Consider the following 23,311-nt stretch of genomic DNA (forward strand, 5'->3'; position numbering starts at 1 on the left):
CGACGACAAGACACTTGAGCCAACACTAGAACGAACAGTGCGGTGCGGGCGCGCGGTTCGGGTGACTCGCAGGTGAGTGGACGATCCGCCGACCCTACGGCGTCGGCTCCCGGTCCTTCCCGACCGCCGTCGTGAACCCGGTGACCGGCTGGTTCTCGTCGAAGGCCGCGGCCCGGCGGCGGAAGCCGCGCGTGAGCACGAGCAGGTACGCGAAGCCGATCGCGGTCCAGATCAGGCCGCCGATCAGCGCGTCCGCGTGGAGGTTCGCCCAGAGGACGCCCGTCAGCGCCATGCCGATCGCCGGGAGGACGATGAAGCTCACGACGTCGCGGACGGTCTTGCGACGGCCCTGGCGGACCGCGAACCACGCGATCACCGAGATGTTCACGAAGGTGAAGGCGATCAGCGCGCCGAAGTTGATGAAGGCCGAAATCATCTCGAGCGTGAACGACGCCGCCAGCAGGCAGATCACCCCGACGAGCACGATGTTCAGCGTCGGCGTGTGCGTCCGGGGGTGGACGTAGCCGAAGAACCGGCGGGGGAGGACGTTGTTGCGGCCCATCACCAGCAGCATCCGGGACACCGACGCGTGCGACGCGAGGCCGGAAGCGAGCGTGGCAGCGAAGCCGGCCGAGACGAAGATGGCCTGGAAGACCGGGCCGCCGACGATGAGGCCGATCTGGGGGAGCGGGTCGTCGGTGAACTCGCCGAACGGAGCGTTCGTCGGGAACCGGAGCTGCGTGAAGAAACCGGCGATGAGGAAGATCGCCCCGCCGATCGCCACCGTCAGCAGGATCGCCCGCGGCATCACCTTCGGAGTCTTTGCCTCCTCGGCGTACATGGTCACCGCGTCGAAGCCGATGAACGAGAAGCAGACCACCGTCGCGCCGGTGAGCACGGCCGACAGGGTGACGCCGTCGTGGAAGAACGGCTTCACCGAGGCGACCGTGCCGTCGCCCGCGCCGTTCGCGAGCTGCGCGATCACCATGACCACGAACACGGTCATCACGACGATGGCGAAGACGAGCAAAATCATGTTGATGTTCGAGGTGCCGCGCATCGTGAAGTAGATGAGCGTCGTGACCGCTGCGCAGTAGATCACGACCCAGATCCAGCCGGGGACGCCGGGGAAGACCTGCTCCAGGTAGAGCCGGATGATCAGGCAGTTCACCATCGGCAGCAGCACGTAGTCGATGAGGGAGGTCCAGCCGACCATGAAGCCGAGGTTCGGGTGGATGGACTCCCGCACATACGTGTACGCCGACCCGGCGCTCGGGATGGCGCCCGCCATCTTGCCGTAGCTGACGGCCGTGAACATCATCACAATGAGCGCGACCAGGTACGCGGCGGGGACGGCGCCGCTGGTCTCATCGGAGACGATGCCGAAGGTGTCGAAGACGACGGTCGGCGTCATGTACCCGAGGCCGAGGCCGACGATGGCCCACAGCCCCAGGCTGCGGCGCAGCGTGCCGGAGCGTGCGGGCGCGGGCGCAGTGGACGTCGTCGTCATGAGCTCTCCTTCGGGAACGGGGTGGCGGCGTGCCTCGCAGTGGCCCAGCCGGTGACTTCCCGCGACCCTAGCAGGAGAAGGGCGCTTTTCTGAAAGAACCCACAGAAACGTGAGCGTTTCGGTCAGCGGGTGGAGGTCGCGACCACCCAGTCCAGCGCAACGGGGAGCGCGGTCAGCACCGAGACGTGGCCCTCGCGCGGACGCAGCCAGAGCTCGCCGCGGCGGAGCCGTTCGAGCATCCAGCCGGCGTGCGTGGCCGGGACGACGCGGTCGCGTCCGCCCTGCACGAGGAGGGTCGGGGCGGACACCGCGCCCAGCTCGACGCCCCAGGGGGTGACGAAGGCGAGGTCGTCGTCCACCTCGCCGGCGTGCCCCTCGGCGGCGCCGGCTCCGGCGTCGGCACCGAGCGCGGCCCACGGGCCTTTGAGGGTCTCGTAGTCGCGGTCGGTGAACGACTCCGGCTCGAACTCGGCGGTCTCGGCGTGCGCTGCGCGGGCGTCCCGGCCGGCGAGCGCGGCGCGGAGGCCGCCCGGGTCGGCCATCCCGGCGAACCAGTCGACGTCGCCCCAGAACGGAGCGATGCCGGCGAGCGACACCACCGCTCTCACGCGTGACGGGGCGAGCGCGGCGCAGGCGAGTGCGTGCGGGCCGCCGCCGGAGGCGCCGAGCGTGGTGAAGCCGTCGACGCCGAGCGCGTCGAGGACGGCGAGCACATCGGCCGCCGCGTCGGCGACCGTGCGTCCGGCCCGGGCGGCGGACCCCGGGTAGCCGGGCCGGGCGACCGAGACGACGCGGAGGCCGCGGGCTGCGGCCGCGTCAGCGACGGGCTGGATGACGGCCCCGGTCTGGGGAGTGCCGTGGTGCCAGACGACGACCGGCGCGTCGGTGTCGTCCGCTGCTCCGGGGCCCTCCGGGGCTCCGGTGTCGAAGAACCGCACGGAGCGTCCGTCGGGCCGGATGATGCTCCCGACCCGGCCTCCCGTCAGCTCCGCCACGCGTCGACCTCCCGCTGCAGTTCGGCTTTCCGCTCTGCGGTCGCGAACGAGGCGGCGATGGAGGTGCGCGCGAACCGCTCGGCCTGTTCGGACGTGACTCCGAGCGCGTCCCGGATCGCGAGGTAGTTGTCGCCGGCGTAGCCGCCGAAGTACGCCGGGTCGTCCGAGTTCACCGTGACGCGGACCCCAGCGCGGTCGAGCCGCAGCAGCGGGTGGTCGCTCAGCTCGGGGACGGTGCGGAGGCGGACGTTGGACAGCGGGCACACGGTGAGCGGGATGCCGTCCGCGGCCAGGCGCGCCAACAGCTCCGGGTCCTCTGCCGCCCGGATGCCGTGGTCGATGCGCTCCACGCCGAGCAGGTCGAGCGCCTGGACGATGTAGGAGGGCGGACCCTCCTCGCCCGCGTGCGCCACCGCGCGCAGCCCGGCGTCCTTCGCCCGGGCGAACACATCCGTGAACAGCTCGGGCGGATAGCCGACCTCGGCCGAGTCGAGCCCGACCCCGAGCAACCGCTCGGGCCGGGTGAGCGCGGCGGTGAGGATGGCGTCGGCGGACTCCACCGGCTGGTCGCGCAGGAAGCACAGGATGAGCCCGCCCGACATCCCGAGGTCGCGTTCGGCCTCCGCCAGGGCTCCGCTGATCCCGTCCACGACCGCCTCGATCGGGACGCCGCGCGCCACGTGCGCCTGCGGATCGAAGAACAGCTCGGCGTGCCGCACGCCCTGCGCGGCGGCCGTCCGGAGGTACCGGCGGGTGAGCTCGGCGAAGTCGTCCTCGGTGCGCAGCACGGCCATCGTCGCGTAGTAGAGGTCGAGGAACGACTGCAGGTCGGAGAAGTCGTACTGCGCGGCGAGCTCCTCGACCGAGGCGTAGGGCAGGTCCACCCCGTTGCGCCCGGCGAGCTCGAACGCCAGATCGGGCTCGAGGGTGCCCTCGATGTGCAGGTGGAGCTCGGCTTTCGGCAGGGCGAGCAGGGCGTCGTCGGAGGGCGGCGTGGTCATGGTTCGATCCTCCCACTGAACGAGCGTCGCCGTCGGGGAGCCCCGTGGATCATCCGTCCGGCGGACGCAGGATCCGTCGCACGCCGACGGCTGGGCCGGCGCGTTCGCGGGGGATGCGCTGTACGCGGGGATCAGGACACGCGGAGCAGGATCTTTCCGAGGTGCGCGGACGACTCCATCCGCCGGTGCGCCTGGGCCGCGTCCGCCAGCGGGAACACCGAGTCGATGACCGGGCGGATCTCTCCGGACTCCAGCAGCGGCCAGACGCGCTCGAGCACAGCGGCGATGATGGCGACCCGTTCGGCGAGCGGACGGGCGCGCAGCGTCGTGCCCTGCAGGCGGGCGCGCTTCGTCATCAGGAGGCCCATGTCCACCGCGGCCGGGGTGCGGTCGCGGATCGCGATCGACATGATGCGGCCGCCGGTCGCGAGGGCCTCGAGGTCTCGGGCGATGTACGCGCCGCCGACGATGTCGAGGACGACGTCGGCGCCGCGGCCGTCGGTGAAGGCGCGGACGGCCGCCACGAAGTCGTCGGTCCGGTAGTCGACGGCGGCGTCCGCGCCGAGGCCGCGGCAGAAGGCGGCCTTCTCGGGGCTGCCGGCGGTCGCGATCACCGGTGAGCCCAGCGCGTGGGCGAGCTGGATGGCCATGCTGCCGATCCCGCTGGAGCCGCCGTGGACCAGCAGGGTCTCGTCGGGCGCCAGCGCGCCGAGGTCGAACACGTTCGACCAGACAGTGGCGGCGACCTCGGGCAGGCCGGCGGCCTCCACGGGGTCCACGCCGGGCGGGATCGGGAGCACGAGTCCGGCGTCCACCGTGACGTACTCGGCGTAGCCGCCGCCGGGCAGCAGCGCGCAGACGAGGTCGCCCTCACGCCAGCGCCCGGGCTCGACGTCCGTGCCGATCGCGTCGATGACGCCGGACACTTCGAGGCCCGGCCACTCTGGCGCGCCGGGAGGCGGCGGGTAGAAGCCGCGGCGCTGGCTGAGGTCGGCGCCGTTCAGCCCGGCCGCGATCACGCGGATGCGCACCTCGCCGGGTGCGGGCTGCGGCTCCGGGACGTCGGCGATGGTCAGGACCTCCGCGTCGCCCGGCTGCGGCACGACCACGGCGAGCATCAGCGGACCGCCGATCCTGCGGCGGGCCTGCGCCCCAGCACATCCCGGATGCGCACCTTGCTGGAGTACTCGATGGACCCGTAGCGGAAGAGCCGCACGGCCAGCCGGAGCACCACGTACGACAGGACGAACAGCTCGACGATGATCACGATCGCCTGCCAGAGCGGCAGCGACCCGAACGCGTTGAGGATCAGCGCGGTGATCGGCGCCGTGTAGGGGAAGAACGCCAGGACCTGCACGATGGGCGCCTGCGGCGTGCTGACCGCGTAGCTGGACGCGTAGATCGGGATGACGACGGCGAAGATCACGACCGAGAAGAACGGCGCGGCATCCTTCGCGGTCGGCATCACAGCGCCGACGGCGACGAGCGTCCCGGTGAAGAGCGCGAACCCGCCGATCGTGATGAGCGCGCCGACGATCATCTTCTGCGGGTCGAAAACCAGCGAGCTGAGGTCGAAGTTCGGGATGGCGAGCTGGTCGCGGAAGAACAGGTAGCCGATCACGACCGGCAGGGCGAACACCGCGATCTGGATGATGCCGACCGCGAACAGCGACACCACCTTGCCGACCAGGAGGTTGGTCGGGTTGATCGTCGTGAGGATCATCTCCGTGACCCGGTTCTCCTTCTCCTCCAGGGTCGAGTTGAGCATCTGGTTGCCGAGGAACACGATCACCACGAAGAAGGCGGCCAGGAAGATCAGCGGGGGCAGGATGCCTTGGAAGCCGGGCGCGACCGCGCCATCCTTGAACGTGGTCGTCGAGGTGTTCGTCTCGCCGCGGAGGATCGCGACATCCACCGGGCTGTTCAGCTTCTGCTCCACACTCGTCGCCAGCAGCGACTGGGCGACGGCGGAGTACTTGCTGTTCGCGAATACGCCGGCGTCGGTCCCGTAGACCTTGATCGTCTGCTTGGAGGGGTCGGCCGGGTAGTCGAAGAAGGCCGGCGTGCCGCCGATCTGCACCTCCTCGACCCCCTCCGAGCTGCTGGCGATCTCCTTGCCCCCGTAGCTGCTCGCGACCGCTGGGTCGACCAGCCCGGACGCGTCGACGTAGAGGAAGTCGAAGCGCGCGTTCTTCTGCTGGTCGGCGGTGTTGGCGCTGGAGACGTTCGCCGAGATGACGAGCGCGCCGAGGCCGAAGACCAGGATCGGCAGGATGAGCGTCACGGCCCAGAAGCTGCGCTTCTTGATCGTGCGGGTGAACTCGAACCCGATGACGGTGGAGAGGTTGTGGCGGGCCATGCTCAGTCCTCCTGGCGGCTCTCGGCGCCGTAGACCTCGACGAAGATGTCGTCCAGGGATTTGCGGGTGGGGGCGAAGCGGGTGATGCGGAGGCCGGTGTCCACGAGGCCGCGGAGGATCGCAGCGGTGTCGGCGTCGTTGGCGACCTCCAGCTCGGCGTGCCCGTCCTCGTCCTTCGCGACGCGGTAGGCGGGGGAGGAGGGGATCGTGCCGTCGTGGTCGACGTGCACGACGGTGCCGCCGAACTGCTCCTGCACCTCGGAGACGGTGCCGTAGGCGCGGGAGACGCCGTCCTTGAGGAGGATGACACGGTCGCAGAGCCGCTCGACCTCCTCCATCTGGTGGGTCACCATCATCACGGTGGAGCCTGCGCGCTTCTGATCGTCGATGATGTCCATGAGCAGGCGCCGGTTGACCGGGTCGAAGCCCTTCGTCGGCTCGTCGAGGATGAGCAGCTCCGGCTGGTTCATGATCGTGACCCCGAGCTGCACCTTCTGCTGCTGGCCGCCGGAGAGCTTGTCGAGCCGCACCTTCTCCTTGTCGCCGATCCCGACGCGCTCGAGGTACTCGCTCGACCAGCGCCGCGCCTTCTCGGCGCCGAGGCCCTTCAGCCGGCCGAAGTAGACCATCACGTCGATGACGGACTCCTTCTTGTACAGGCCGCGCTCCTCCGGGAGGTAGCCGAGCCGCTCGCCGGCCTCCGGGGAGAAGTCCTTGCCGTCGATGTGCAGGACGCCGGCGGTCGGCTGGTAGATGCCGAGCAGCGCGCGGATCGTCGTGGTCTTGCCCGAGCCGTTGCTGCCGAGGAAGCCGAACGTCTCGCCGCGGACGATGTCGAAGGAGAGGTCGCGGATGACGGTGGTGCGCCCGAAGTCCATGCGGAAGCCGGCGATGTGCACGAGGGGCTCGGCGCTGTGGGTGTTCACACGGTCGAGCCTATTGGGTGGAGGGTGCCGCGGTCGCGGGATTCGGACCCTATGAAAGTGTTCTCCGGCATTGCCTGCTCGGCACTCGCCCCGCTACGCGAGCGCGTCGAGCAGGGCCGCGTGCAGCAGGCCGTTCGACGCGAGCGAGGAGCCGTGGGACGGCCCCGCTTCGCCTGTCACCGAGGTGAGGGCGCCGCCGGCCTCCTCCACGATCGGGATGAGCGCTGCCAGGTCGTAGGTCTTCACGTCGAACTCGCCCACCGCGTCCAGGAGACCCTCCGCCAGCAGCATGTACGCCCACATGTCGCCGTACGCGCGGTCCCGCCACACCCGCCGGGTGAGCGCGACGAGCCGGTCGAGGTAGCCGGCCTGATCCCACTGCGCGATGCTCTGGAAGCTGACCGACGCGTTCGCGAGGTCGTCGACGGCCGACACCCGGATGCTCCGCGGCTCTGCGCCGGGGGCGTCCGTCGTCCACGCGCCGCCGCCGGCCGCCGCCCACCAGCGCTTGCCGAGCGCGGGGGAGCTGACCACACCGACGACCGGCTTGCCGTCCTCGGCGAGCGCGATGAGCGTTCCCCACACCGGCACGCCGCGCAGGTAGTTGGAGGTCCCGTCGATCGGGTCGAGGATCCACTGCCGCGCGGTGTCGCCCTCGGTGCCGTACTCCTCGCCGAGGATGCCGTCACCCGGCCGCTCGACGGCGAGCGCCTCCCGGATGGCCCGCTCGACGGCCAGGTCGGCCTCCGTGACGAACGTGCGATCGGGCTTGGTGTCGATGTGCAGGCCGCGCTCCCGGAAGTGCGCGGACGAGATGCCGTCGGCGAGGTCGGCGAGCCGCAGCGCGAGCGCCAGGTCGTCGGAGCGGAGCGGGGCGGTGTCACGAGCGTCGTTCACGCCAGGAGCCTAGCGGCCCTGCGCCGGGACACGCCCGGGGTGCACTTGCGGTGGCGTCGATTGGCGTCCCGCCCGGACCGGATGCTAATGTTGAGCCTCGGTCCGGGAAACCGGAGCGAATGCGCCTCTAGCTCAATCGGCAGAGCAATTGACTCTTAATCAATGGGTTCAGGGTTCAAGTCCCTGGGGGCGCACCCAACACCGCAGGTGGCGAGAAGCCCCCGATTCCGTGGAAACACTGGGATCGGGGGCTTCTTCGTTGTCGCAAGCCGGTGCATGATGAGGCCGTTTGCCCACTTTGCGCCCACCTCTGATTGAGTCGTCTCTTGTCCTTCGCTTCACGCCCAAATGCATCTCAAGGAGGACGCGCGTGTCGCACTGGAGCGATTGACTGACGTCATTCGCATTTGCGTGCGCGGCTAGGAGAGCGTGAACGCCAAGCGGTTCGCGGGTAGCGTCTGGAGCACGATGGGGGAGAGACGAGTCGATGAGATCGCGGGTGCGTATCTGGTGGGTGGTAGGCGGCGTGACAGGGGCGGCGATGATGCTGCTGCTCGTATTGGGAGCGACGACCGTCGCTTCGATGGCTCAGGGGATCATGCCCTCCGACCAGGCCGAGATTCGCCAGGCCATCAGAGCCGACATCAACTACCGGGACGGTCGGATGGTGACTTCGGCGCTCGCATCTTCGTTCAGGTCCCCGGCCTTTCCCCGGCAGGTCACGATCGCCGAAGGGGCGCGGCTCAAGCGGGCCCCGTCCGCGGGAAGCGTGCCCGACACGCTCGTCGGCTTCACGACATCGATCGACACGACCACGATGAGCAGGAAGGGAGACGATGTCGTCGTGGACTTCACCGAGACCACCATGATGCCGCGGCCGCACCCACTTCCCGAGTACGGCTACGCCACCCCGCAGATCGCGACACTTATCCAGAAGGACGGCATCTGGCTGGTGGACAGTATCGCCTTCGCTCCCGGAAGCGGGATGGACGGCGCCACCTGCCAGCCGGGCCGCTGGGCAGGGGACTGCTGAGGCAGCGCCGCCGGCCGGCGAGGGAGCTGTTGATGACCCCGTCGTTGCGCGCTGACGGGTTCTGGCTGGCGGTGATACATGCAGTCGCGTGAGGGTGGGGGACGCTTGGGCGCGGGAGCCGCAATCGTCGGTCTTCTGTTCGCGCTTGCCGGTTGTACTGGCGGCTCCTACCCGCCGGCAAGGGTCGCCTCTGACGTGGTCGGTACGTGGGCGCATGGTCCGGGCCGGCTGGTTCTGAGATCGGATTCGACTTTCGTCATGACGAACATGCCGGAATACGTTGTTGACGGCATTTCGGATGAGCCGCGCGGCCCGGTTGTGAGTTGTTCCGGGAAGTGGGGCATCCTCCCGGAGAATCAGAACATAACGCTGTATCCGGATTCAGGGACGTGCCGAAGTAATGGTCTCTTCGTCACCGGCCGCGACAATGAGCGAACGATCGCGTTCGGTCTAGACACCGGATCCGGAAATCCTCTGTGCTTCGAACTTGTCCGATCCGATTCAAAGCTCACGCCCCAAGGGGTGGATGAGTGCTCCACGAATTGAAACGGGGCAGGCGACCGTGAGCACCGCGAGCTGGGCAGCCCTGCACCTTTAGCCGCGGAATCCGTCGGCGTGGGATGATTCCTGCCATGATCACCGCGGTGCCAGTCGATGTGGAGGCGATCGCTCACGCGTGCGAAGCACATGGCGTCAAGCGACTTCGCATCTTCGGGTCGGTGCTTGGCGAGAAGTTTGACCGCGAGACTAGTGACGTCGATTTTCTCGTCGACTTCTTGCCGGGCCGCGGTGGACTGTTCCACGACTACTTCGACCTGAAGGAAGAGCTGGAACGGATCGTGGGTCGCGGGGTAGATCTGGTCGATGCCGGAGCGGTGCGCAATCCGTACTTTGCGCGGTCGGCCTTCGGCAGCGCCGAGGATCTTTTTGCTGCCTGAGTAGCCGGCGTTCGTCTGGGATGCGCGCGAGGCCGCGACGAAAGCCGCATCCGTCGCACAGGGCCACAGCATCGCGACGCGAAACATCCTTGTACACGCGTACGCGCAGCTGGATCAGCGGCGAGTGTGGGAAATCCTGACCGGTGACCTCCCGGAGCTAATCCCCCCTCCGGCGGCCCCGTATCCGGGTGCAAGTCCCTGGGGGCGCACCCAACACCGCAGGTGGCGAGAAGTCCTCGAATCCCTTGGAAACAGTGGGATCGGGGGCCTTTCTCGTTGTCGGGGAGGGCCTGGTTTTGTCGCAGCCGCAATTGCCCGCGAGTGGAGTGCACTCCTCCCTAGGGATGATGTTGGCGGCAAGACCCAGCTGATCGGTCCTCCGGAGCCCTAGCGTGCGGTCGATCCACGATCGACCGCCTCGTGGGGCGGCGTGTGCCCGATACCCGTGGGCGCGCCGGTGTCGAGTACCTGGTCGGCTTTCTGTGGCTGTTGCTGACCGTTGGCGCCGTGTTCGTGCTCCTCGGACTGACCGTGTGGTGGATCGGGATGTTCCCCTCCTGAGGGCTGCCGGCCACGGCTCAGGGCAGGAACGGAACGACCTCCTCACGGTCGCACTCAACCGTCGTACGGGGCCTCCGAGCGGTGTCCGGCGTCCGGCGGGGCGGAGCAGAAGCATGGCCACTGGCCGGGAAGTGTCTCGGAGATCACGCCGAGATGGACCTGACGATCAGCGTGATGCCAACGATGACGGATATCACTCCCACAGGAATCATCTTTCCCGGTGTTGACCGTTCGCCGAAACCTGGGAATAGCTTGCCGACGATGCTCGCCTCGATGTTCTTCTTGTTCCTAGCCGCGAACTCTGAGCGGAACAGCACGATTGCGAATCCTGCTGCGATACTTCCGCACCCAGCGATGAGCATCACGATCGGTTCTATGTTCACGTGGGTCATTCTGCCCGGGGATCGCCGAGCGGACGGAGATAGACGGGCAGAATCGCTTGGGCAAATATCCTGATACTCCGTTCACCGCGAAGGGAAGCACCCGTGTTCACGCCGTCAGTGGTTCTGGAGTTGATTGCGTTCTGGCCGCTCGTCATCGGAATCTTCGCATTGATCCTCCGGCGCCGACTCGTTGGCGTACTAGAGTGGGCCTCGAGGCACTCATTCGATGGGGCGCGCTCACGCGCCGTGAAACGTTCGGTCTTGTACGGCGCCCTGCTGCTCATCGACATCGGACTTGGTGCGACCGTGTGGAGTTACGCGTCGGGTTCGCGGCCGGCGGTCTTCTTCTCCTCGCTCGTCGTCGGTTTGGTGTTGCTTGTCGTGACAGGGACGAACGTCGTTACGGTCTTCGGTGGGCGAAACCCGGTCCGTGACGGTGCGCCCAAGGCTGCAAGCGCCGCAAGCGTGGCGGGATCCGATTCGGTCACAGTCGGACGGCCTCCGTATTCGGGAATCGTGGAGACGGCCATCGCCAAGGTCTTCGTCGTCGACGCCGACCCGAGGGCAGACGCGCGTCGCACGGTGGTTCGCCGGCTGACGGTCGTTGCCACCCTTATCTTCGCGGTGGCGGCGCTCATCATCGTTGGCATCATGCTGGTCGCAGTCGTCGGCATCACGCAGCAGTAGCACCACGGCGGCACACGAATAGCGGCATCCGGGAACAGTCACACCGCGGTACGGGCTCGGTGCCACGGCCGAGCGGAGCCCTGCGCGTTCACCACCCCCGCGTTGGGACTGCCGGGCAACCCGCGATCGATGTCAGGGTTGCGCCATGAGTTCAGGCCCGGGCTGGGGGAGCCAGCCGACGCAGTACGTCTATGTTCAGCACGCTCCCAAGCCGCCGACCAACGGGCTGGCCATCGCCGGGATGGTGCTCGGCATCGTCGGCGCCGCTCTGTCGCTCATCCCCTTCGTCGGAATCTTCATGTGCTGGCTGCCGGCGCTGCTGGGGATCATCTTCGGGTTCATCGGTCTCGGCACGGCCACGCGCATCGGTGGCTTCCGTCGGCGTGAAGCCATCGCGGCTATCGTGTGCGGGTTCCTGCCCATCCCGATCATCCTGTTCGGCGTGATGATCCTCGCCGCGATCGGTTCGGCCTCCCACACGTCCTGAGCATGGCGGTTCCTGGAGGCAGCGGCACTGCGGATCCGTTTCGTCGACGCAGCTGCCCAAGCAGCATCTTGTCGGCCAGGCCGTAACGAGCGGGACGTCGTCAGACCGAGTCGCCGGCTGTGGCCCTTCGTCCCGGATGCGCTTCGCTGAGGAGTTCCGCGGCCAGCTCGGGTGAGACACCCGCCTCGGCGAGCCAGGATCGGAAGCGTGACGGGGTGAGCACCTTCGGGCGCGTGGCGGTGTCGAAGCCGCGGGCCCACAGGGTGCGACGGATGGCGTTGCGCACCCGGCGGAGCAGGACCAGGACGACGACCACGACGGCCAGCAGCACCACGGGGAAACCGGCGTTCACCATCCCGAGCATGGAGTGGGCCGGGCCTCTGGTGACGGCATGCAGAATCTCGATCGCCCACCAGACCGGGTACGTCACGATCAGGAGCAGCTGGGGCAGGTAGGCGCGCGCGAGGTCCTCCGCCAACCCGGGACCGATCGACGTGGTCCATCTCCGGACGAGCCGGTCGCGAACGAACACCGGCCTCACCGCCAGGGGGAGTAGGTCAGGACGATCGCCACGACCGTCACGCCGAGGACCGCGAAGAACGACCACACTGGCGCCCGCCCGCGCGCCCACGCGACCGGTTGCCGGAGCCACGGCAGTGTCCGAGGCTCTCCGACCCAGGTCTGCCCGTCGTAATACAGCCAGAGGTCGTCGTGAGGGGCGGGATACCGGTAGTACGAACGCACCGGCGACGTCGGCGTCGGGGGCACACCGATCGTGCTGACCGTGGGATTCTGCATCGTTGTCGTGACTCCGGGCCATTCGTCGGTGGTGGGGGCGTGGCCTCATCCTGCTCCAGGTCGAGGGGATGGGCGGGATGCGACATCCCGGGATATCGGTCGGGTCACTAGGCTTCCTGCATGACCGCAGCCGCCAGTATTGATTTCCTGCGGTCCCGGGGCGTCCCGCTCGATCCCGGGCTCACCCCCGCCGAACTGGAGGCCATCGAGGATCGCTTCGGATTCGGCTTCAGCCCGGACCATCGCGACTTCCTGTCGCTCGCTGCACCGCGCGGCGGCCGGTGGATCGACTGGCGCGGTGACGACGCTGCCCTCGAGCACGCTCTGTCGTGGCCTCGGGAGGGGGCACTGTTCGACGTACGGGAGAGTGGATTCTGGCCGGCGTCCTGGGGCGACGCGCCGAGCGAGCTCGACGAACGCGTGGACGTCGCGCGCGAGCGGATCAGGCACTGGCCCACGCTGGTCCCGGTGTACGGCCATCGGTACCTGCCCGCGTCGCCGGCCGGCCCGGGCGCGCCGGTGTTCTCCGTCTGGCAGACCGACGTGATCTTCTACGGGCGGGATCTCCTCGACTACGTCCGGCGCGAGTTCGGCGATCACACGGATCGGCGCTCGCTGGAGGGGACGGACCCGTATGATGTCCCGCCGTGGTCCCTGTTCGCCTATGGTCGGGACGACGAGGTCTGAACACGTCGCGACGCGGCTGAGCGCGGTGAACCTTCCACCCGCCCACCCCGTGTACCTCACAGGAGGACGCACGCCGTGACGACCCCGCGGCCTGACCCATGACCATTCGCACCGAGAGCAGGATCGTCGTCGCCGGCAGTGTCCGCGACGTGTGGGACTACCTGGCCGACGTCGGGCGCTGGGCCGAGTGGGCGCCCACCGTGCTCGAGTGCAACGTCCGGGGCGGCGGCTCGCTCGTCGCCGGCGGGTGGATCGATCAGCGGGCGAGGGACTTCCGGCGGGAGCATCGCCGCAGCGAGCGGATCACCGGCGTCGATGAACCCCACACGATGGCGTTCGCGGGCACCATCGGGTCCTCGCCGGCGCGCTGGGGGATGGAGATCCTCCCGGCCGGCGAGGACAGCACCGACGCCATCATGTGGGTGGAGGTCGACCTCGCGAACGTCATGCGCCTCATCCCGCCCGGCATCCTCCGGAGCAGGATCCAGCGCACCAGCGACATCGAGATGGCCGCGATCAAGGCCGCGGTGGAGGCCGACGTGCAGGCGGGCGCGGGGTCGCCGTGACCCGGGTGGACGGCGCCCAGCGCCTGATCGAGGTCTACCGGCGGAAGGCCGCGCACTACGACCTCACCTCGCGGCTGTATCCGGTGCCCGGCTACCCGCAGCGGTCGCAGCGGCTCCGCACCGTGCGGGCGCTCGGCCTGCGCCCCGGCGCGACCGTGGTGGAGGTCGCCTGCGGCACTGGGCTGAACTTCCCGCTGCTGCAGGACGCGATCGGCCCGGGCGGACGGCTCATCGGGGTCGACCTGACCGACGCGATGCTCGACCGCGCCCGGTCGCGGGTCGCGGCGCACGGCTGGCGGAACGTGGAACTGGTGCAGGCGGAGGCGGCGGAGTTCGCCTTCCCGGGCGGGGTGGACGCCATCCTGTCCACCTACGCGCTGACGCAGGTGCCGGACTGCGGCGCGGTCGTCGCGCACGGGGCGGCGGCGCTCGTCCGCGGCGGCCGCTGGGCGGTGCTCGACCTGAAGGCGCCCGACCGCACGCCGGCCTGGGTGAGGCGGCTCGGGGTCGCGGCGGTGGGGAAGTCGGCCTCCCTGGACGAGTGGATCGGGCGGCGGCCGTGGGAGGTCATCCGCCAGGCGATGCGGGACGCGCTGGCGGACGCAGCGTGGGAGGAGCTGTGCTTCGGGACGGCGTTCCTCGCGACGGGGACGGGTGCGGGGACGGGTGCGGGTGCGGGTTCGGGTGCGGGGGAGTCGACCTCCCGGTGAGGTCGCGCTTGCGGAGGCGGCTCACAGCGCCTACCATCGCACAAACCATCCAATAGTGGGTTTTTCCGGCCCGCCCGAGGGAGACCCCGCTTTCGATGACCGATCAACTCACCCGCACCCCGTCCGCCGTGCGGGTCGTGCTGGCCTCCCCGCTCTACCGCGGCGCGACGGTCGCACTGTTCCTCTCCGGCCTCGGCTTCTCCGCCGCCGCGCCGCAGATCGCCCAGTTCCTGGTCAGGGACCTGGGCGCCTCGCTCACCACGGCCGGCCTCTACTACCTCACCAACCTCACCGCCCCGGTCGCCGGTTACCTGATCGGGCGGCGCTCCGACCGCACCGGTCGCCGGCTCGGGCTGTTCCGGATCTGCGCGGTCGCCGGGTTCGCCGGCTGGCTCGCGATCGCGTACTCCGGAGCGCTGTGGATGCCGTTCGTGATCAGCGCTGTCGTGCTCGGCTTCGCTGGCGCGGCGACCTCCCAGCTCTTCGCGGCCATCCACGACGAGCTCGCGGCGTCGCCGACCCCGGCGGCAGACGGCGTGGTGTCGATCGTGCGGATGGCGCTGACCCTCGGCTGGGTCATCGGGCCGGTGGCCGGCGCGTTCCTCGCGGCTCAGGCGGGGCTGCGCACCATGCTGGTCGCAACCGCGGTGTGCACGCTCGCCCAGATCGTGCCGCTCGGGACGCTGCGCGAGCGCGTCGACGCGACCGCGGACGACCCGGACGCCCCGCGGCCGGTCGCGCACGTGCCGGTGCGGGCGATGGCCGCGCTCCTCGCGTTCACGGGGCTGTTCATCCTGGTGTATGCCGGCGAGCCGATCAAGTACGCGTACCTGCCGATCTACATGAACGACCAGCTGCACTTCCCTGCCGCCCTCAGCGGCGCGATCATCGGCATCCAGCCGCTGGTCGAGCTCGTGCTGATGCCGGTCGCGGTCGTGGTCGCACGGCGGATGGGGATGCTGCCCCTCATGGTGCTCGGCGCGCTCTTCGGGGTGGGCGCGAACCTCCTCTTCGCCACGACAGGGACGGCGCTCGGCCTCTTCGCGGGCCAAGTCCTGATGGGCGGCGTCTGGGGCGTCTTCGCCGGCCTCGGGATCATCGTGGCCCAGCGGCTGCTCCCCGCCGCGATCGCCACGGCGTCGGCGATCTACCTCAGCGCGCCTGCGCTCAGTTCGGCGGTAGGCGGGCTCGCGGGCGGCCTCGGGGCGGGCGCGCTCGGGCTGCCGCTGGTGTTCGTCATCCCGGCGGCGCTGGCGCTGGTGGCGGCCGGCGGGCTGGTGGTGCTGAACCGGAAGGGGGGGGAGCGGGTGCGGGGATAGGCGGGCGCGAGCCTCACCGTCGTCGCGGGACTACCCCGCAGGCTGACCGGCCGCGCGTCCGGTGCCCCGGCCGTTGCCGCGCTTGCGCACCTCGCGCAGCACGATCTGCTCCGGGCACACGGTCGACAGGAAGTCGCCCACCGAGAGCGCGAGCCGGTCGGTGACCAGGGAGTAGAGGATGCGGTTGGCGTCCCGGCGCTCGGTGACGAGGCCGGCCTGGCGCAGGACGCTCAGGTGACGGGAGATGGTCGGGCCGGTGGCGTTGAAGCGAGCGGCGATCTCCCCGGCCGCGAGCTCTCCATCTTTGAGGTCCTGGAGGATCTGGCGCCGCGTCGGATGCGCGAGCGCCGCGAACACCTCGGTCGCGCTGTCTGTCATGGTTGCAATATAGCACCATTGCTAGATACAGTTTAGCTTCATTGCTAACAAGCGAAGGAGCAGGGACTGTGCGCATCGCCATCACCGGGGGAACCGGGTTCGTCGGACGTCACCTCGTCGAGCGGCTGGATCCCGTCGAGACCGTGATCGTCTCTCGTCGCACCGGCGTCGACATCGACGACGTGGACGCCCTGACGCGGGCCTTCGACGGCTGCGACGCGGTCGCGCACTGCGCGGGGATCAACCGCGAGCTCGGCGGCCAGACCTTCCAGCGGGTCCACGTCGACGGGACGCGCGCCGTCGTGGAGGCCGCGCGGCGGGCGGGCGTCAAGCGGATCGTCATGGTCAGCTTCCTGCGAGCCAGGCCGGACTGCGGGTCGCCGTATCACGAGACGAAGTTCGCCGCGGAGGAGCTCGTGCGCGCCTCCGGGATCGAGCACACGATCCTCAAGTGCGGGATGATCTACGGTGCGGGCGATCACATGATCGACCACGTCACGCGCGCGGTGCGGACCCTCCCGATCTTCGCGACGGTCGGCTTCCGCGAGCGGAACGTCAGGCCGGTGCCGGTGGACGACGCCGTCGACGTGCTGGTCGCCGCGCTGGAGGGCCGCATTCCCGACCCGACCGTCGCGGTCATGGGCGCGGACGAGCTCACGCTGGGGGAGGCCGTCCGCCGCATCGCGCGCGTCGCCGGGCGCCGGCCCGTCTACGTCCCGGCGCCGGTCTGGACGATCCGGGTGCTCGCCCGGCTCACCGAGTGGACGATGGTGGTCCCGCTGGTCGCGAAGGCCCAGGCCCGGATGCTGGCCGAGGGCGTGGACGAGCCGGCGCCGTACGCGCCCGAGCTGCCGGAGGGCCTGCGGCCGTGGCGGTCGTTCGACGATGAGCGGATCCGGGCGGCGCTGCCGCAGGGCGGCTTCAGGCCCGACGATCTGCGGGCGGTGCGGTGGTGGCGCGGCCGTGGCCGTGCTGGCGCGCGCCGAACCGGCTACCAGGGCAGCACGCCGTAGCCTCCTTCGCCCTCCCGCAGCCACAGGTGCCCCCAGAGCACGCCGGACGGCCCGTCGTCGGGCAGCGTCGCCAGGTGGACGCTCGGCTCGGCGCCGTCCTCGACCGAGCGGATGCCGCGGTGGTCGTTGAAGTCGGTGTCCGTGAAGCCGGGGTTGGCGGCGTTCACCTTGATCGGGGTGCCCCTCAGCTCCTTCGCGTACATCGCGGTGAGCATGTTGACCGCCGCCTTGGACGACGGATACTGCGCGGACGCGGGCATGTCGTACAGCGGGCTGGCCGGGTCGGACTGCGACCCGATCGAGCCGACCTCGCTCGACACGTTGACGATGCGCCCAGCCGCAGAGCGGCGGAGCAGCGGCAGCATCGCGTTGGTGACTGCGACCAGGCCGAACACGTTGATGTCGTAGACGGCGCGCATGTCCGCCAGGGAGGTCGCGCTGGCGACGGCTCGCTGGCGGGAGACGGTGGCCGTGCCTGCGTTGTTGACCAGCACGTCGAGGCGGCCGAACTCCCGGTCGATCCCCACAGCGGCCCGCGCGATCGAGCCCTCGTCGGTCACGTCCAGCTGAACGAACCGGGCGTCGGCGCCGCCGTCCCGCAGCGCGGCCTCCGCTGCGAGCCCGCGCTGCTCGTCGCGCGCACCGACGAGCACGGTCATCCCGAGCTCGCCGAGCCGCCGGGCCGTCTCGAAGCCGATTCCCTTGTTTGCCCCGGTGATGAGGGCGATCGTGGTGGTCACGTCGATGGACTCTACGCCCGCTACGTCCGATCTTTCCTGGGCATCACGACCTCCTTGATGATGAGGATGATGCCGGCGGAGATCGGGATGGCGACGAGAGCGCCGGGGAGGCCGAACAGGGTCGACCCCGCGAGGGCGGAGATGAGCACGACCGAGCCGGGGATCTGCACCGCCTTGCCCATCACCTTCGGCGTGAGGATGTATGCCTCCACCTGCATGTAGATCAGCATGAAGATCAGCACGAGGATCGCGCTCACCGGCGAGTGGATCAGCGCCAGGATCGTCATCAGGATGGTGGTGAGCACCGTTCCGATCAGCGGGATGAGCGTGATGAAGAACGCCGCGAGTGCGATCAGGAACGCTCCGGGCACGCCGGTGACCAGCAGCAGGATGAGGCTGTAGGTCGCGTTGAGGAACGCCAGGATCACCATTCCGCTCAGGTACTTGCCGAAGTTCTGCAGGATCCGCTCGGAGTAGCCCTCGAACTGCGCGCGGTGCGAGCGGCGCACCAGGTGGTACAGCGATGCCTTGGTGGAGTCGTAGGACGCGATGAAGTAGATCGTCAGGATGGCGATGAAGAAGCCGGTCGTGAAGCCGTTGAGCACGGAGAGGCCGACGCCGACCAGGCCGTTGCCGATGTTCGCCCAGGTCTGCGGGTTCTTCACCTGGTCGGAGATCCAGGTGAGCGCCTGCCCGAGGACGCCGTTGCTGGCGGCGTTGGTGGTGTCGAACCAGCCTTCGGCCCGCAGCTTGGCCACCTCGGCGGGGATGGCCGTGGCGAGGTTCGTGATCTGCTGCACGACCAGCGGGACGACCACCCAGATGATCGCGACGAGCACGCCGACGATGAGCAGGATGACGGTGACGATCGCCCAGGCCCGCTTCATCCCGTGCCGCTGGAACCAGCGGATCAGCGGGTCCAGGCCGACGGTCGCGAAGGCCGCGAGGAAGACCGAGAAGATGATCGAGCGGAGGCCGTAGAGCATGTAGCCGGCGGCGACGGCGCCCAGTGCGCCGAGGGTGACCACGAAGCCGAACAGCAGCGGGCTGCGCTTCAGGAGCGGCGCGCTCCCGGTGTCGGGAGCCTGCGTGTGCGTGCGCCGCTCCGGCGACTGGATGAAACGCATGGCCCCGCCTCTCGTCGTCGGCGTATTTCACGCCTTCCGCCGAGCGTATTGGGGCGCGGTCGGGGAGGACAAGACCGACGCGCGCGGCCGGCAGAACCGGGGGAGAGTGACCCGGAATATGCAAATCGATTTGTTTGTAGGAAATCCGCTCTTGACCTTCTCCTGACCGGCATGCTCTACTGTCCGAAAGCAATTACAAAAGTCATTTTCTTTGTAACGGACGGAGAGGTCCTGCGATGGTCCCGGGCGACAACGGCGCGACGCACGACGTGCGACTGACGAACACGAGCGGTGCTCGTGTCGCCGTGGCGCTGCGCGACGGGGGCCGCGCGACCGTCGCCCAGCTCGCCGAGCGCATCGGCCTCTCGCGTCCCACGGTGGAGGCCACCCTCCCGTTGCTGCGCGAGCGCGGCCTCGTCGGCATGATCGACGAGCACACCCTCGGCGGCCGCGGAGCCGGCCGGCCCGCCCGCATCTTCGAGTTCGTCGCCGACGCGGGACTCCTGGTCGGGGTGGACGTCGGCATCCACCGCATCCGCGTGGTCGTCGCCGACCTCACGGGTCGCGTCGTCGCCTGGCACCAGCGCGACATCGACGGCACCTTCGTCGGCGTGGGCCGGCTCGACAGCGTCAAGGAGGCCGTGCACGCGTGCTTCGAGCTCGCGGGCATCGAGACCGGCCGGCTGTCCCGCCTCTCGGGCATGGCCGTCGCCGTCTCCGGCATGGTCGGCTCAGACGGCCGGCTCACGGTGTCGCACAACTTCCCGGACTGGGAGGGCGTCGACATCGCCGGCAAGCTGAGCGAGGAGTTCGGCTGCCCGGTCACGATCGAGAACGACATGCGGCTCGCCGCGCTGGCCGAGCACCGGATGGGCGCCGCCCGGCTCGTCGACGACGTCGCCTACTTCTTCGCCGGCCACCGCATCTCGATGGGGCTGATCATCGAGGGCAAGCTGCGGCGCGGGCGCCACGGCGCGGCGGGCGAGATCGGCGGCAGCGTGTTCTCGATGCACGTGGACGACTCAGGGCAGCTCCGCTGGGAGTCCGCCGGAACCGGTGAGGAGGTCTTCCGCGCTGCAGGCGAGGGCGACCCGGCCGCGATCGCGGAGATCGAGGCGTTCGTGCGCGGGGTCGCGACCGGCATCGCGACCGTGACGATGGCGGTCGACCCGGACGTGGTGGTCGTCGGCGGCGGTCTGTCGCGCGCGGGCGAGGAGCTGCTCCGGCCGCTGCGCGCGGCGGTCATGTCCGAGATCGGCGTGCCCGTGCGGCCGTCCATCATCCAGTCCGAGCTCGGCGCCGAGTCGGTGGTGCTCGGCGCGCTCGCGCTGGCCTCCGGCCAGGCGATGGAGCGGCTGTACCTGGCTCCCGGGATGCCGGAGCCCGAGATCGACGTGGCCGGGGCGCAGGCCCTGGCGGCGCGGGAGAGTGTGGAGGGATCGCGGAGATGACCGTTCAGGAGACGATCGGCGTGGACGCCGCGGAGAAGCGGGTGCTGCGCCTGGCCGTGATCGGCGCCGGCGCGCGCTCGGAGATCGCCCACCACGCCATCGAGAGCGGCGACGGCAGCATCGTCGCCGTCGTGGACCCGTCGCCCGCGGCGCGGGAGCGCGCGGCCGAGACGTTCGGCGCCGGCGCGACCTATGCCGGCCATCGCGAGCTGATCGCGGGAGGCGACACGGTCGACGCCGCGTTCGTCACGTCGCCCGACCACACCCACGCGGAGCTCGCGATCGACCTGCTGCGCGCCGGGATCGCCGTCTATCTGGAGAAGCCGCTCGCCATCGAGGTGGCCGACGCCGACGCCATCCTCGCGGCCGCCGCCGAGACCGGTACCCGCCTCTACGTCGGCCACAACATGCGCCACATGAGCGTGGTGCGCACCATGCGCGACATCATCCGGCGCGGCGAGATCGGCGAGGTCAAGGCGGTCTGGTGCCGGCACTTCGTCGGCAACGGCGGCGACTACTACTTCAAGGACTGGCACGCCGAGCGGGCGAAGTCCAACGGCCTGCTGCTGCAGAAGGGCGCGCACGACATCGACATCATCCACTGGCTGGCCGGCGGGTACTCCGAGCTGGTCACCGGGATGGGCGGGCTGACCGTCTACGGCGGCATCGACGACCGCAGGGACAACTCCGACCGGGCGATGCCGGACTGGTTCTCGCTGGACTCCTGGCCGCCGCTGACGCAGCGCGAGCTCAACCCGGTGATCGACGTGGAGGACATCTCCATGATCACCATGCGGCTCGACAACGGGGTCTACGCCTCGTACCAGCAGTGCCACTACACCCCGGACTACTGGCGCAACTACACCGTGATCGGCACGGAGGGGCGCCTGGAGAACTTCGGCGACAGCCAGGGCGCGGTCGTCCGCGTCTGGAACCGCCGGACCACCTACAACCCCGCAGGCGACGTCGAGTACCCCGTGCTCGACGACGAGGGCGGGCACGGAGACGCGGATCGGCTCACCATCGCCGAGTTCGTGGGCTTCGTGCGCGACGGCACCGCGACGACGACGTCAGCGGTGGCAGCGCGCAACGCCGTGGCCACCGCCGTGGCGGCCACCGAATCGCTTCGCGACGGATCGCGGCCTCGCGCCGTGCCCGCCGCGGACGAGAGGGTCGTCGCGCTCCTGTAGCGACGTCCCGCGCTCCGCGAACAGCGGAGCACCCTGCACCGAAGGAAGACCGGGCCGGCGAGGTCAAGTCGCCGACCCGGGAAGCATCGACACCACATTTCGAAGGAGAAACCAATGCGAAAAGCCCTGCTCGCGGCTGCGGCCGCTGTCGCGTCCGCAGTCGTGCTCGCCGGATGCTCGTCCAACACTGGCAGCGGCTCCGATGCCCCTGCCGATCATAATCTGTCGGCCAGCATCTCCTACGCGTACTGGGACGTGAACCAGAAGCCCGCAATGGAGGCCCTGATCAAGGACTTCAACAAGACCTATCCGAACATCAAGGTGACCTCCCAGATCACTCCGTACCAGAACTACTTCACCAAGCTGCAGACGCAGGGCTCGTCCAAGACGCTGCCCGACGTGTTCTGGATGAACGGCCCCAACTTCCAGCTCTACGCGTCCAACGGCCTGCTGGAGCCGGTCGGCTCGGCGATCGACCCCGCCAACTACCCGAAGGCGCTGGACTCGCTCTACTCGTACGGCGGCAAGCAGTACGGCGTCCCGAAGGACTTCGACACGATCGCCGTCTACTACAACAAGGCGATCTTCGACAAGGCGGGCGTCTCGTACCCGACCGCGGGCTGGACCTGGGACGACTTCCACCAGAAGGCCAAGGCGATCTCGGACAAGCTCAAGGGCGACGGGATCTACGGCGAGGCCAGCGGTCTCAGCGGCGGCCAGGAGATGTACTACAACACCATCCTGCAGGCCGGCGGCTCGATCATCTCCTCCGACGGCAAGAAGTCGGGCTACGACGACCCCAAGACCATCAAGGGTCTGCAGTTCGTGCGCGACCTGATCGCTGACGGATCGTCGCCCACGCTCGCGCAGCTCTCCGACACCCCGCAGGACCAGTGGTTCATCAACGGCAAGTCGGCCATGTTCTGGTCGGGCACCTGGTCGAACGCCGAGCTGCTGAGCTCGCCCGTCAAGGCCCAGATCGCGGTCGCGCCGCTGCCGGTCGGAGCGCGCCAGGCCACCGTCATCCACGGTCTCGCCAACGTCGTCGCCAAGGACTCCAAGAACAAGTCGGCCGCCATCGCCTTCCAGAACTACCTCGGCGGCAAGGAGGCCGCGCAGACCCAGGCGAAGATGGGCGCGGCGAACCCGGCGTACAACGGCACCCAGCAGGCGTTCGTCGACTCGGCGCCGTGGGACCTGAGCGTGTTCGAGAAGGCGGCGACGGACTACGCGTACCCGTACCCGATCTCCAAGAACACCGCGGCCTGGAACAAGGCGGAGAGCGACCTCCTGCCCGACGCGTTCAGCGGCACGAAGCCGGTGGCCGAGGTCGCCAAGGAGCTCGCAGCGCAGATGAACGCGGACCTCGCCAAAGAGTGACGATGTCCACTCAGACGATCACGAAGGGAGCGGGCGCCGCGCCGGCGGCGCCCCCCCCCCCCCGCGCCCGCCCCCCCCCCCCGGCCCCCCCCGGGCCCCCCGCCGGGGGCGCCCCGCGCCCGGGGGCGGGGGGCCGGTGAGGGTGTCGGTGTCGGTGTCGGTGTCGGTGTCTGAG

Annotated in this window: 28 protein-coding genes and 1 tRNA gene; 16 read left to right on the forward strand and 13 right to left on the reverse strand. The window is 69.4% G+C overall.

The window, feature by feature from the left end; genetic code table 11:
- Window positions 1–94: 94 nt before the first annotated feature.
- From ACFQ9V_RS09490 to ACFQ9V_RS09520, 7 genes are all read right to left on the reverse strand, one after another.
- Entirely contained in the window at window positions 95–1,510 is a 1,416-nt protein-coding gene (locus ACFQ9V_RS09490) for an APC family permease (protein ID WP_382458919.1), read from the reverse strand.
- Between the two features lie 122 nt (window positions 1,511–1,632).
- Window positions 1,633–2,505 carry an alpha/beta fold hydrolase gene (locus tag ACFQ9V_RS09495; RefSeq protein WP_382458920.1) on the reverse strand — a complete coding sequence of 291 codons (873 nt, stop codon included), beginning with the start codon at window positions 2,503–2,505 and terminating at the stop codon, window positions 1,633–1,635.
- The gene (locus tag ACFQ9V_RS09500) at window positions 2,493–3,506 is read right to left on the reverse strand and encodes an adenosine deaminase (protein ID WP_382458921.1); all 1,014 of its coding nucleotides are present in this window, start codon (window positions 3,504–3,506) and stop codon (window positions 2,493–2,495) included. Before ACFQ9V_RS09500 ends, ACFQ9V_RS09495 begins: the two co-directional genes overlap by 13 nt.
- Window positions 3,507–3,637: 131 nt before the next feature.
- Complete coding sequence (locus ACFQ9V_RS09505; RefSeq protein WP_382458922.1) at window positions 3,638–4,624, reverse strand: NAD(P)H-quinone oxidoreductase; 987 nt, start codon at window positions 4,622–4,624, stop codon at window positions 3,638–3,640.
- Complete coding sequence (locus ACFQ9V_RS09510; RefSeq protein ID WP_382458923.1) at window positions 4,624–5,865, reverse strand: ABC transporter permease; 1,242 nt, start codon at window positions 5,863–5,865, stop codon at window positions 4,624–4,626. The genes ACFQ9V_RS09505 and ACFQ9V_RS09510 overlap by 1 nt, the downstream gene beginning before the upstream one ends.
- Before the next feature lie 2 nt (window positions 5,866–5,867).
- Entirely contained in the window at window positions 5,868–6,743 is an 876-nt protein-coding gene (locus ACFQ9V_RS09515) for an ABC transporter ATP-binding protein (RefSeq protein WP_382458960.1), read from the reverse strand.
- A 141-nt stretch (window positions 6,744–6,884) separates the two neighbouring features.
- Window positions 6,885–7,688, reverse strand: coding sequence for an inositol monophosphatase family protein (locus ACFQ9V_RS09520; RefSeq protein WP_382458924.1), 804 nt, complete (start codon window positions 7,686–7,688; stop codon window positions 6,885–6,887).
- A gap of 121 nt (window positions 7,689–7,809) precedes the next feature.
- Between ACFQ9V_RS09520 and ACFQ9V_RS09525 the strand changes: the two genes are divergently transcribed.
- The 6 genes from ACFQ9V_RS09525 to ACFQ9V_RS09550 all read left to right on the forward strand — a co-directional run bounded on the left by ACFQ9V_RS09525 (window position 7,810) and on the right by ACFQ9V_RS09550 (window position 10,220).
- A tRNA-Lys gene (locus tag ACFQ9V_RS09525) sits at window positions 7,810–7,882 on the forward strand.
- Window positions 7,883–8,229: 347 nt separating this feature from the next.
- A complete protein-coding gene (locus ACFQ9V_RS09530; protein WP_382458925.1) occupies window positions 8,230–8,721 on the forward strand; it encodes a hypothetical protein in 492 nt (163 codons plus the stop codon).
- Between the two features lie 258 nt (window positions 8,722–8,979).
- Entirely contained in the window at window positions 8,980–9,267 is a 288-nt protein-coding gene (locus ACFQ9V_RS09535) for a hypothetical protein (protein ID WP_382458926.1), read from the forward strand.
- Window positions 9,268–9,353: 86 nt separating this feature from the next.
- Window positions 9,354–9,659, forward strand: a complete 306-nt coding sequence (locus ACFQ9V_RS09540) for a nucleotidyltransferase family protein (RefSeq protein ID WP_382458927.1) — start codon at window positions 9,354–9,356, stop codon at window positions 9,657–9,659.
- Between the two features lie 70 nt (window positions 9,660–9,729).
- Window positions 9,730–10,050, forward strand: a complete 321-nt coding sequence (locus ACFQ9V_RS09545; protein WP_382458961.1) for a HepT-like ribonuclease domain-containing protein — start codon at window positions 9,730–9,732, stop codon at window positions 10,048–10,050.
- 41 nt (window positions 10,051–10,091) lie between these two features.
- Window positions 10,092–10,220, forward strand: coding sequence for a hypothetical protein (locus ACFQ9V_RS09550; protein ID WP_382458928.1), 129 nt, complete (start codon window positions 10,092–10,094; stop codon window positions 10,218–10,220).
- Between the two features lie 143 nt (window positions 10,221–10,363).
- Here the strand turns inward: ACFQ9V_RS09550 and ACFQ9V_RS09555 are convergent, their stop codons facing one another.
- On the reverse strand, window positions 10,364–10,603 hold the full coding sequence (locus tag ACFQ9V_RS09555; RefSeq protein ID WP_382458929.1) for a hypothetical protein: 240 nt from the start codon (window positions 10,601–10,603) through the stop codon (window positions 10,364–10,366).
- Window positions 10,604–10,705: 102 nt separating this feature from the next.
- Here ACFQ9V_RS09555 and ACFQ9V_RS09560 point away from each other — a divergent pair, with 102 nt between their 5' ends.
- Window positions 10,706–11,290 (forward strand): hypothetical protein, encoded by a 585-nt coding sequence (locus tag ACFQ9V_RS09560; protein WP_382458930.1) that lies wholly within the window; start codon window positions 10,706–10,708, stop codon window positions 11,288–11,290.
- Window positions 11,291–11,435: 145 nt separating this feature from the next.
- Window positions 11,436–11,777: a hypothetical protein gene (locus ACFQ9V_RS09565; RefSeq protein WP_382458931.1), complete on the forward strand. Its 342-nt coding sequence runs from the start codon at window positions 11,436–11,438 to the stop codon at window positions 11,775–11,777.
- A gap of 100 nt (window positions 11,778–11,877) precedes the next feature.
- On the opposite strand, the gene ACFQ9V_RS09570 is transcribed toward ACFQ9V_RS09565, so the two are convergent.
- On the reverse strand, window positions 11,878–12,309 hold the full coding sequence (locus ACFQ9V_RS09570; RefSeq protein ID WP_382458932.1) for a hypothetical protein: 432 nt from the start codon (window positions 12,307–12,309) through the stop codon (window positions 11,878–11,880).
- A 5-nt stretch (window positions 12,310–12,314) separates the two neighbouring features.
- Entirely contained in the window at window positions 12,315–12,575 is a 261-nt protein-coding gene (locus tag ACFQ9V_RS09575; protein ID WP_382458933.1) for a hypothetical protein, read from the reverse strand.
- Between the two features lie 120 nt (window positions 12,576–12,695).
- Here ACFQ9V_RS09575 and ACFQ9V_RS09580 point away from each other — a divergent pair, with 120 nt between their 5' ends.
- The 4 genes from ACFQ9V_RS09580 (at window position 12,696) to ACFQ9V_RS09595 (ending at window position 15,857) form a co-directional block, all read left to right on the forward strand.
- Window positions 12,696–13,262 (forward strand): hypothetical protein, encoded by a 567-nt coding sequence (locus ACFQ9V_RS09580; RefSeq protein ID WP_382458934.1) that lies wholly within the window; start codon window positions 12,696–12,698, stop codon window positions 13,260–13,262.
- Window positions 13,263–13,360: 98 nt separating this feature from the next.
- Window positions 13,361–13,828, forward strand: coding sequence for an SRPBCC family protein (locus ACFQ9V_RS09585; protein WP_382458935.1), 468 nt, complete (start codon window positions 13,361–13,363; stop codon window positions 13,826–13,828).
- Complete coding sequence (locus tag ACFQ9V_RS09590; protein WP_382458936.1) at window positions 13,825–14,538, forward strand: class I SAM-dependent methyltransferase; 714 nt, start codon at window positions 13,825–13,827, stop codon at window positions 14,536–14,538. The genes ACFQ9V_RS09585 and ACFQ9V_RS09590 overlap by 4 nt, the downstream gene beginning before the upstream one ends.
- Window positions 14,539–14,633: 95 nt before the next feature.
- Window positions 14,634–15,857 (forward strand): MFS transporter, encoded by a 1,224-nt coding sequence (locus ACFQ9V_RS09595; RefSeq protein ID WP_382458937.1) that lies wholly within the window; start codon window positions 14,634–14,636, stop codon window positions 15,855–15,857.
- A gap of 30 nt (window positions 15,858–15,887) precedes the next feature.
- Here the strand turns inward: ACFQ9V_RS09595 and ACFQ9V_RS09600 are convergent, their stop codons facing one another.
- A complete protein-coding gene (locus ACFQ9V_RS09600; RefSeq protein ID WP_382458938.1) occupies window positions 15,888–16,235 on the reverse strand; it encodes a metalloregulator ArsR/SmtB family transcription factor in 348 nt (115 codons plus the stop codon).
- A gap of 68 nt (window positions 16,236–16,303) precedes the next feature.
- Here ACFQ9V_RS09600 and ACFQ9V_RS09605 point away from each other — a divergent pair, with 68 nt between their 5' ends.
- Complete coding sequence (locus ACFQ9V_RS09605; RefSeq protein ID WP_382458939.1) at window positions 16,304–17,248, forward strand: NAD-dependent epimerase/dehydratase family protein; 945 nt, start codon at window positions 16,304–16,306, stop codon at window positions 17,246–17,248.
- On the opposite strand, the gene ACFQ9V_RS09610 is transcribed toward ACFQ9V_RS09605, so the two are convergent.
- Both ACFQ9V_RS09610 and ACFQ9V_RS09615 read right to left on the reverse strand, forming a co-directional pair.
- A complete protein-coding gene (locus tag ACFQ9V_RS09610) occupies window positions 17,227–17,988 on the reverse strand; it encodes an SDR family oxidoreductase (protein WP_382458940.1) in 762 nt (253 codons plus the stop codon). The two genes, ACFQ9V_RS09605 and ACFQ9V_RS09610, sit on opposite strands and share 22 nt — an antisense overlap.
- Before the next feature lie 20 nt (window positions 17,989–18,008).
- Window positions 18,009–19,115: an AI-2E family transporter gene (locus tag ACFQ9V_RS09615; protein WP_382458941.1), complete on the reverse strand. Its 1,107-nt coding sequence runs from the start codon at window positions 19,113–19,115 to the stop codon at window positions 18,009–18,011.
- A gap of 236 nt (window positions 19,116–19,351) precedes the next feature.
- On the opposite strand from ACFQ9V_RS09615, the gene ACFQ9V_RS09620 reads away from it, so the two are divergent.
- The 3 genes from ACFQ9V_RS09620 (at window position 19,352) to ACFQ9V_RS09630 (ending at window position 23,136) form a co-directional block, all read left to right on the forward strand.
- Window positions 19,352–20,566 carry an ROK family protein gene (locus ACFQ9V_RS09620; RefSeq protein ID WP_382458942.1) on the forward strand — a complete coding sequence of 405 codons (1,215 nt, stop codon included), beginning with the start codon at window positions 19,352–19,354 and terminating at the stop codon, window positions 20,564–20,566.
- On the forward strand, window positions 20,563–21,756 hold the full coding sequence (locus ACFQ9V_RS09625) for a Gfo/Idh/MocA family protein (protein WP_382458943.1): 1,194 nt from the start codon (window positions 20,563–20,565) through the stop codon (window positions 21,754–21,756). Before ACFQ9V_RS09620 ends, ACFQ9V_RS09625 begins: the two co-directional genes overlap by 4 nt.
- A gap of 114 nt (window positions 21,757–21,870) precedes the next feature.
- Window positions 21,871–23,136, forward strand: coding sequence for an ABC transporter substrate-binding protein (locus ACFQ9V_RS09630; protein WP_382458944.1), 1,266 nt, complete (start codon window positions 21,871–21,873; stop codon window positions 23,134–23,136).
- The last annotated feature ends 175 nt before the right edge of the window (window positions 23,137–23,311 follow it).

Origin of the sequence: Leifsonia sp. NPDC056665 (genome assembly GCF_042791795.1) — a bacterium.
In the GTDB taxonomy this organism is placed as follows: domain Bacteria; phylum Actinomycetota; class Actinomycetes; order Actinomycetales; family Microbacteriaceae; genus Leifsonia.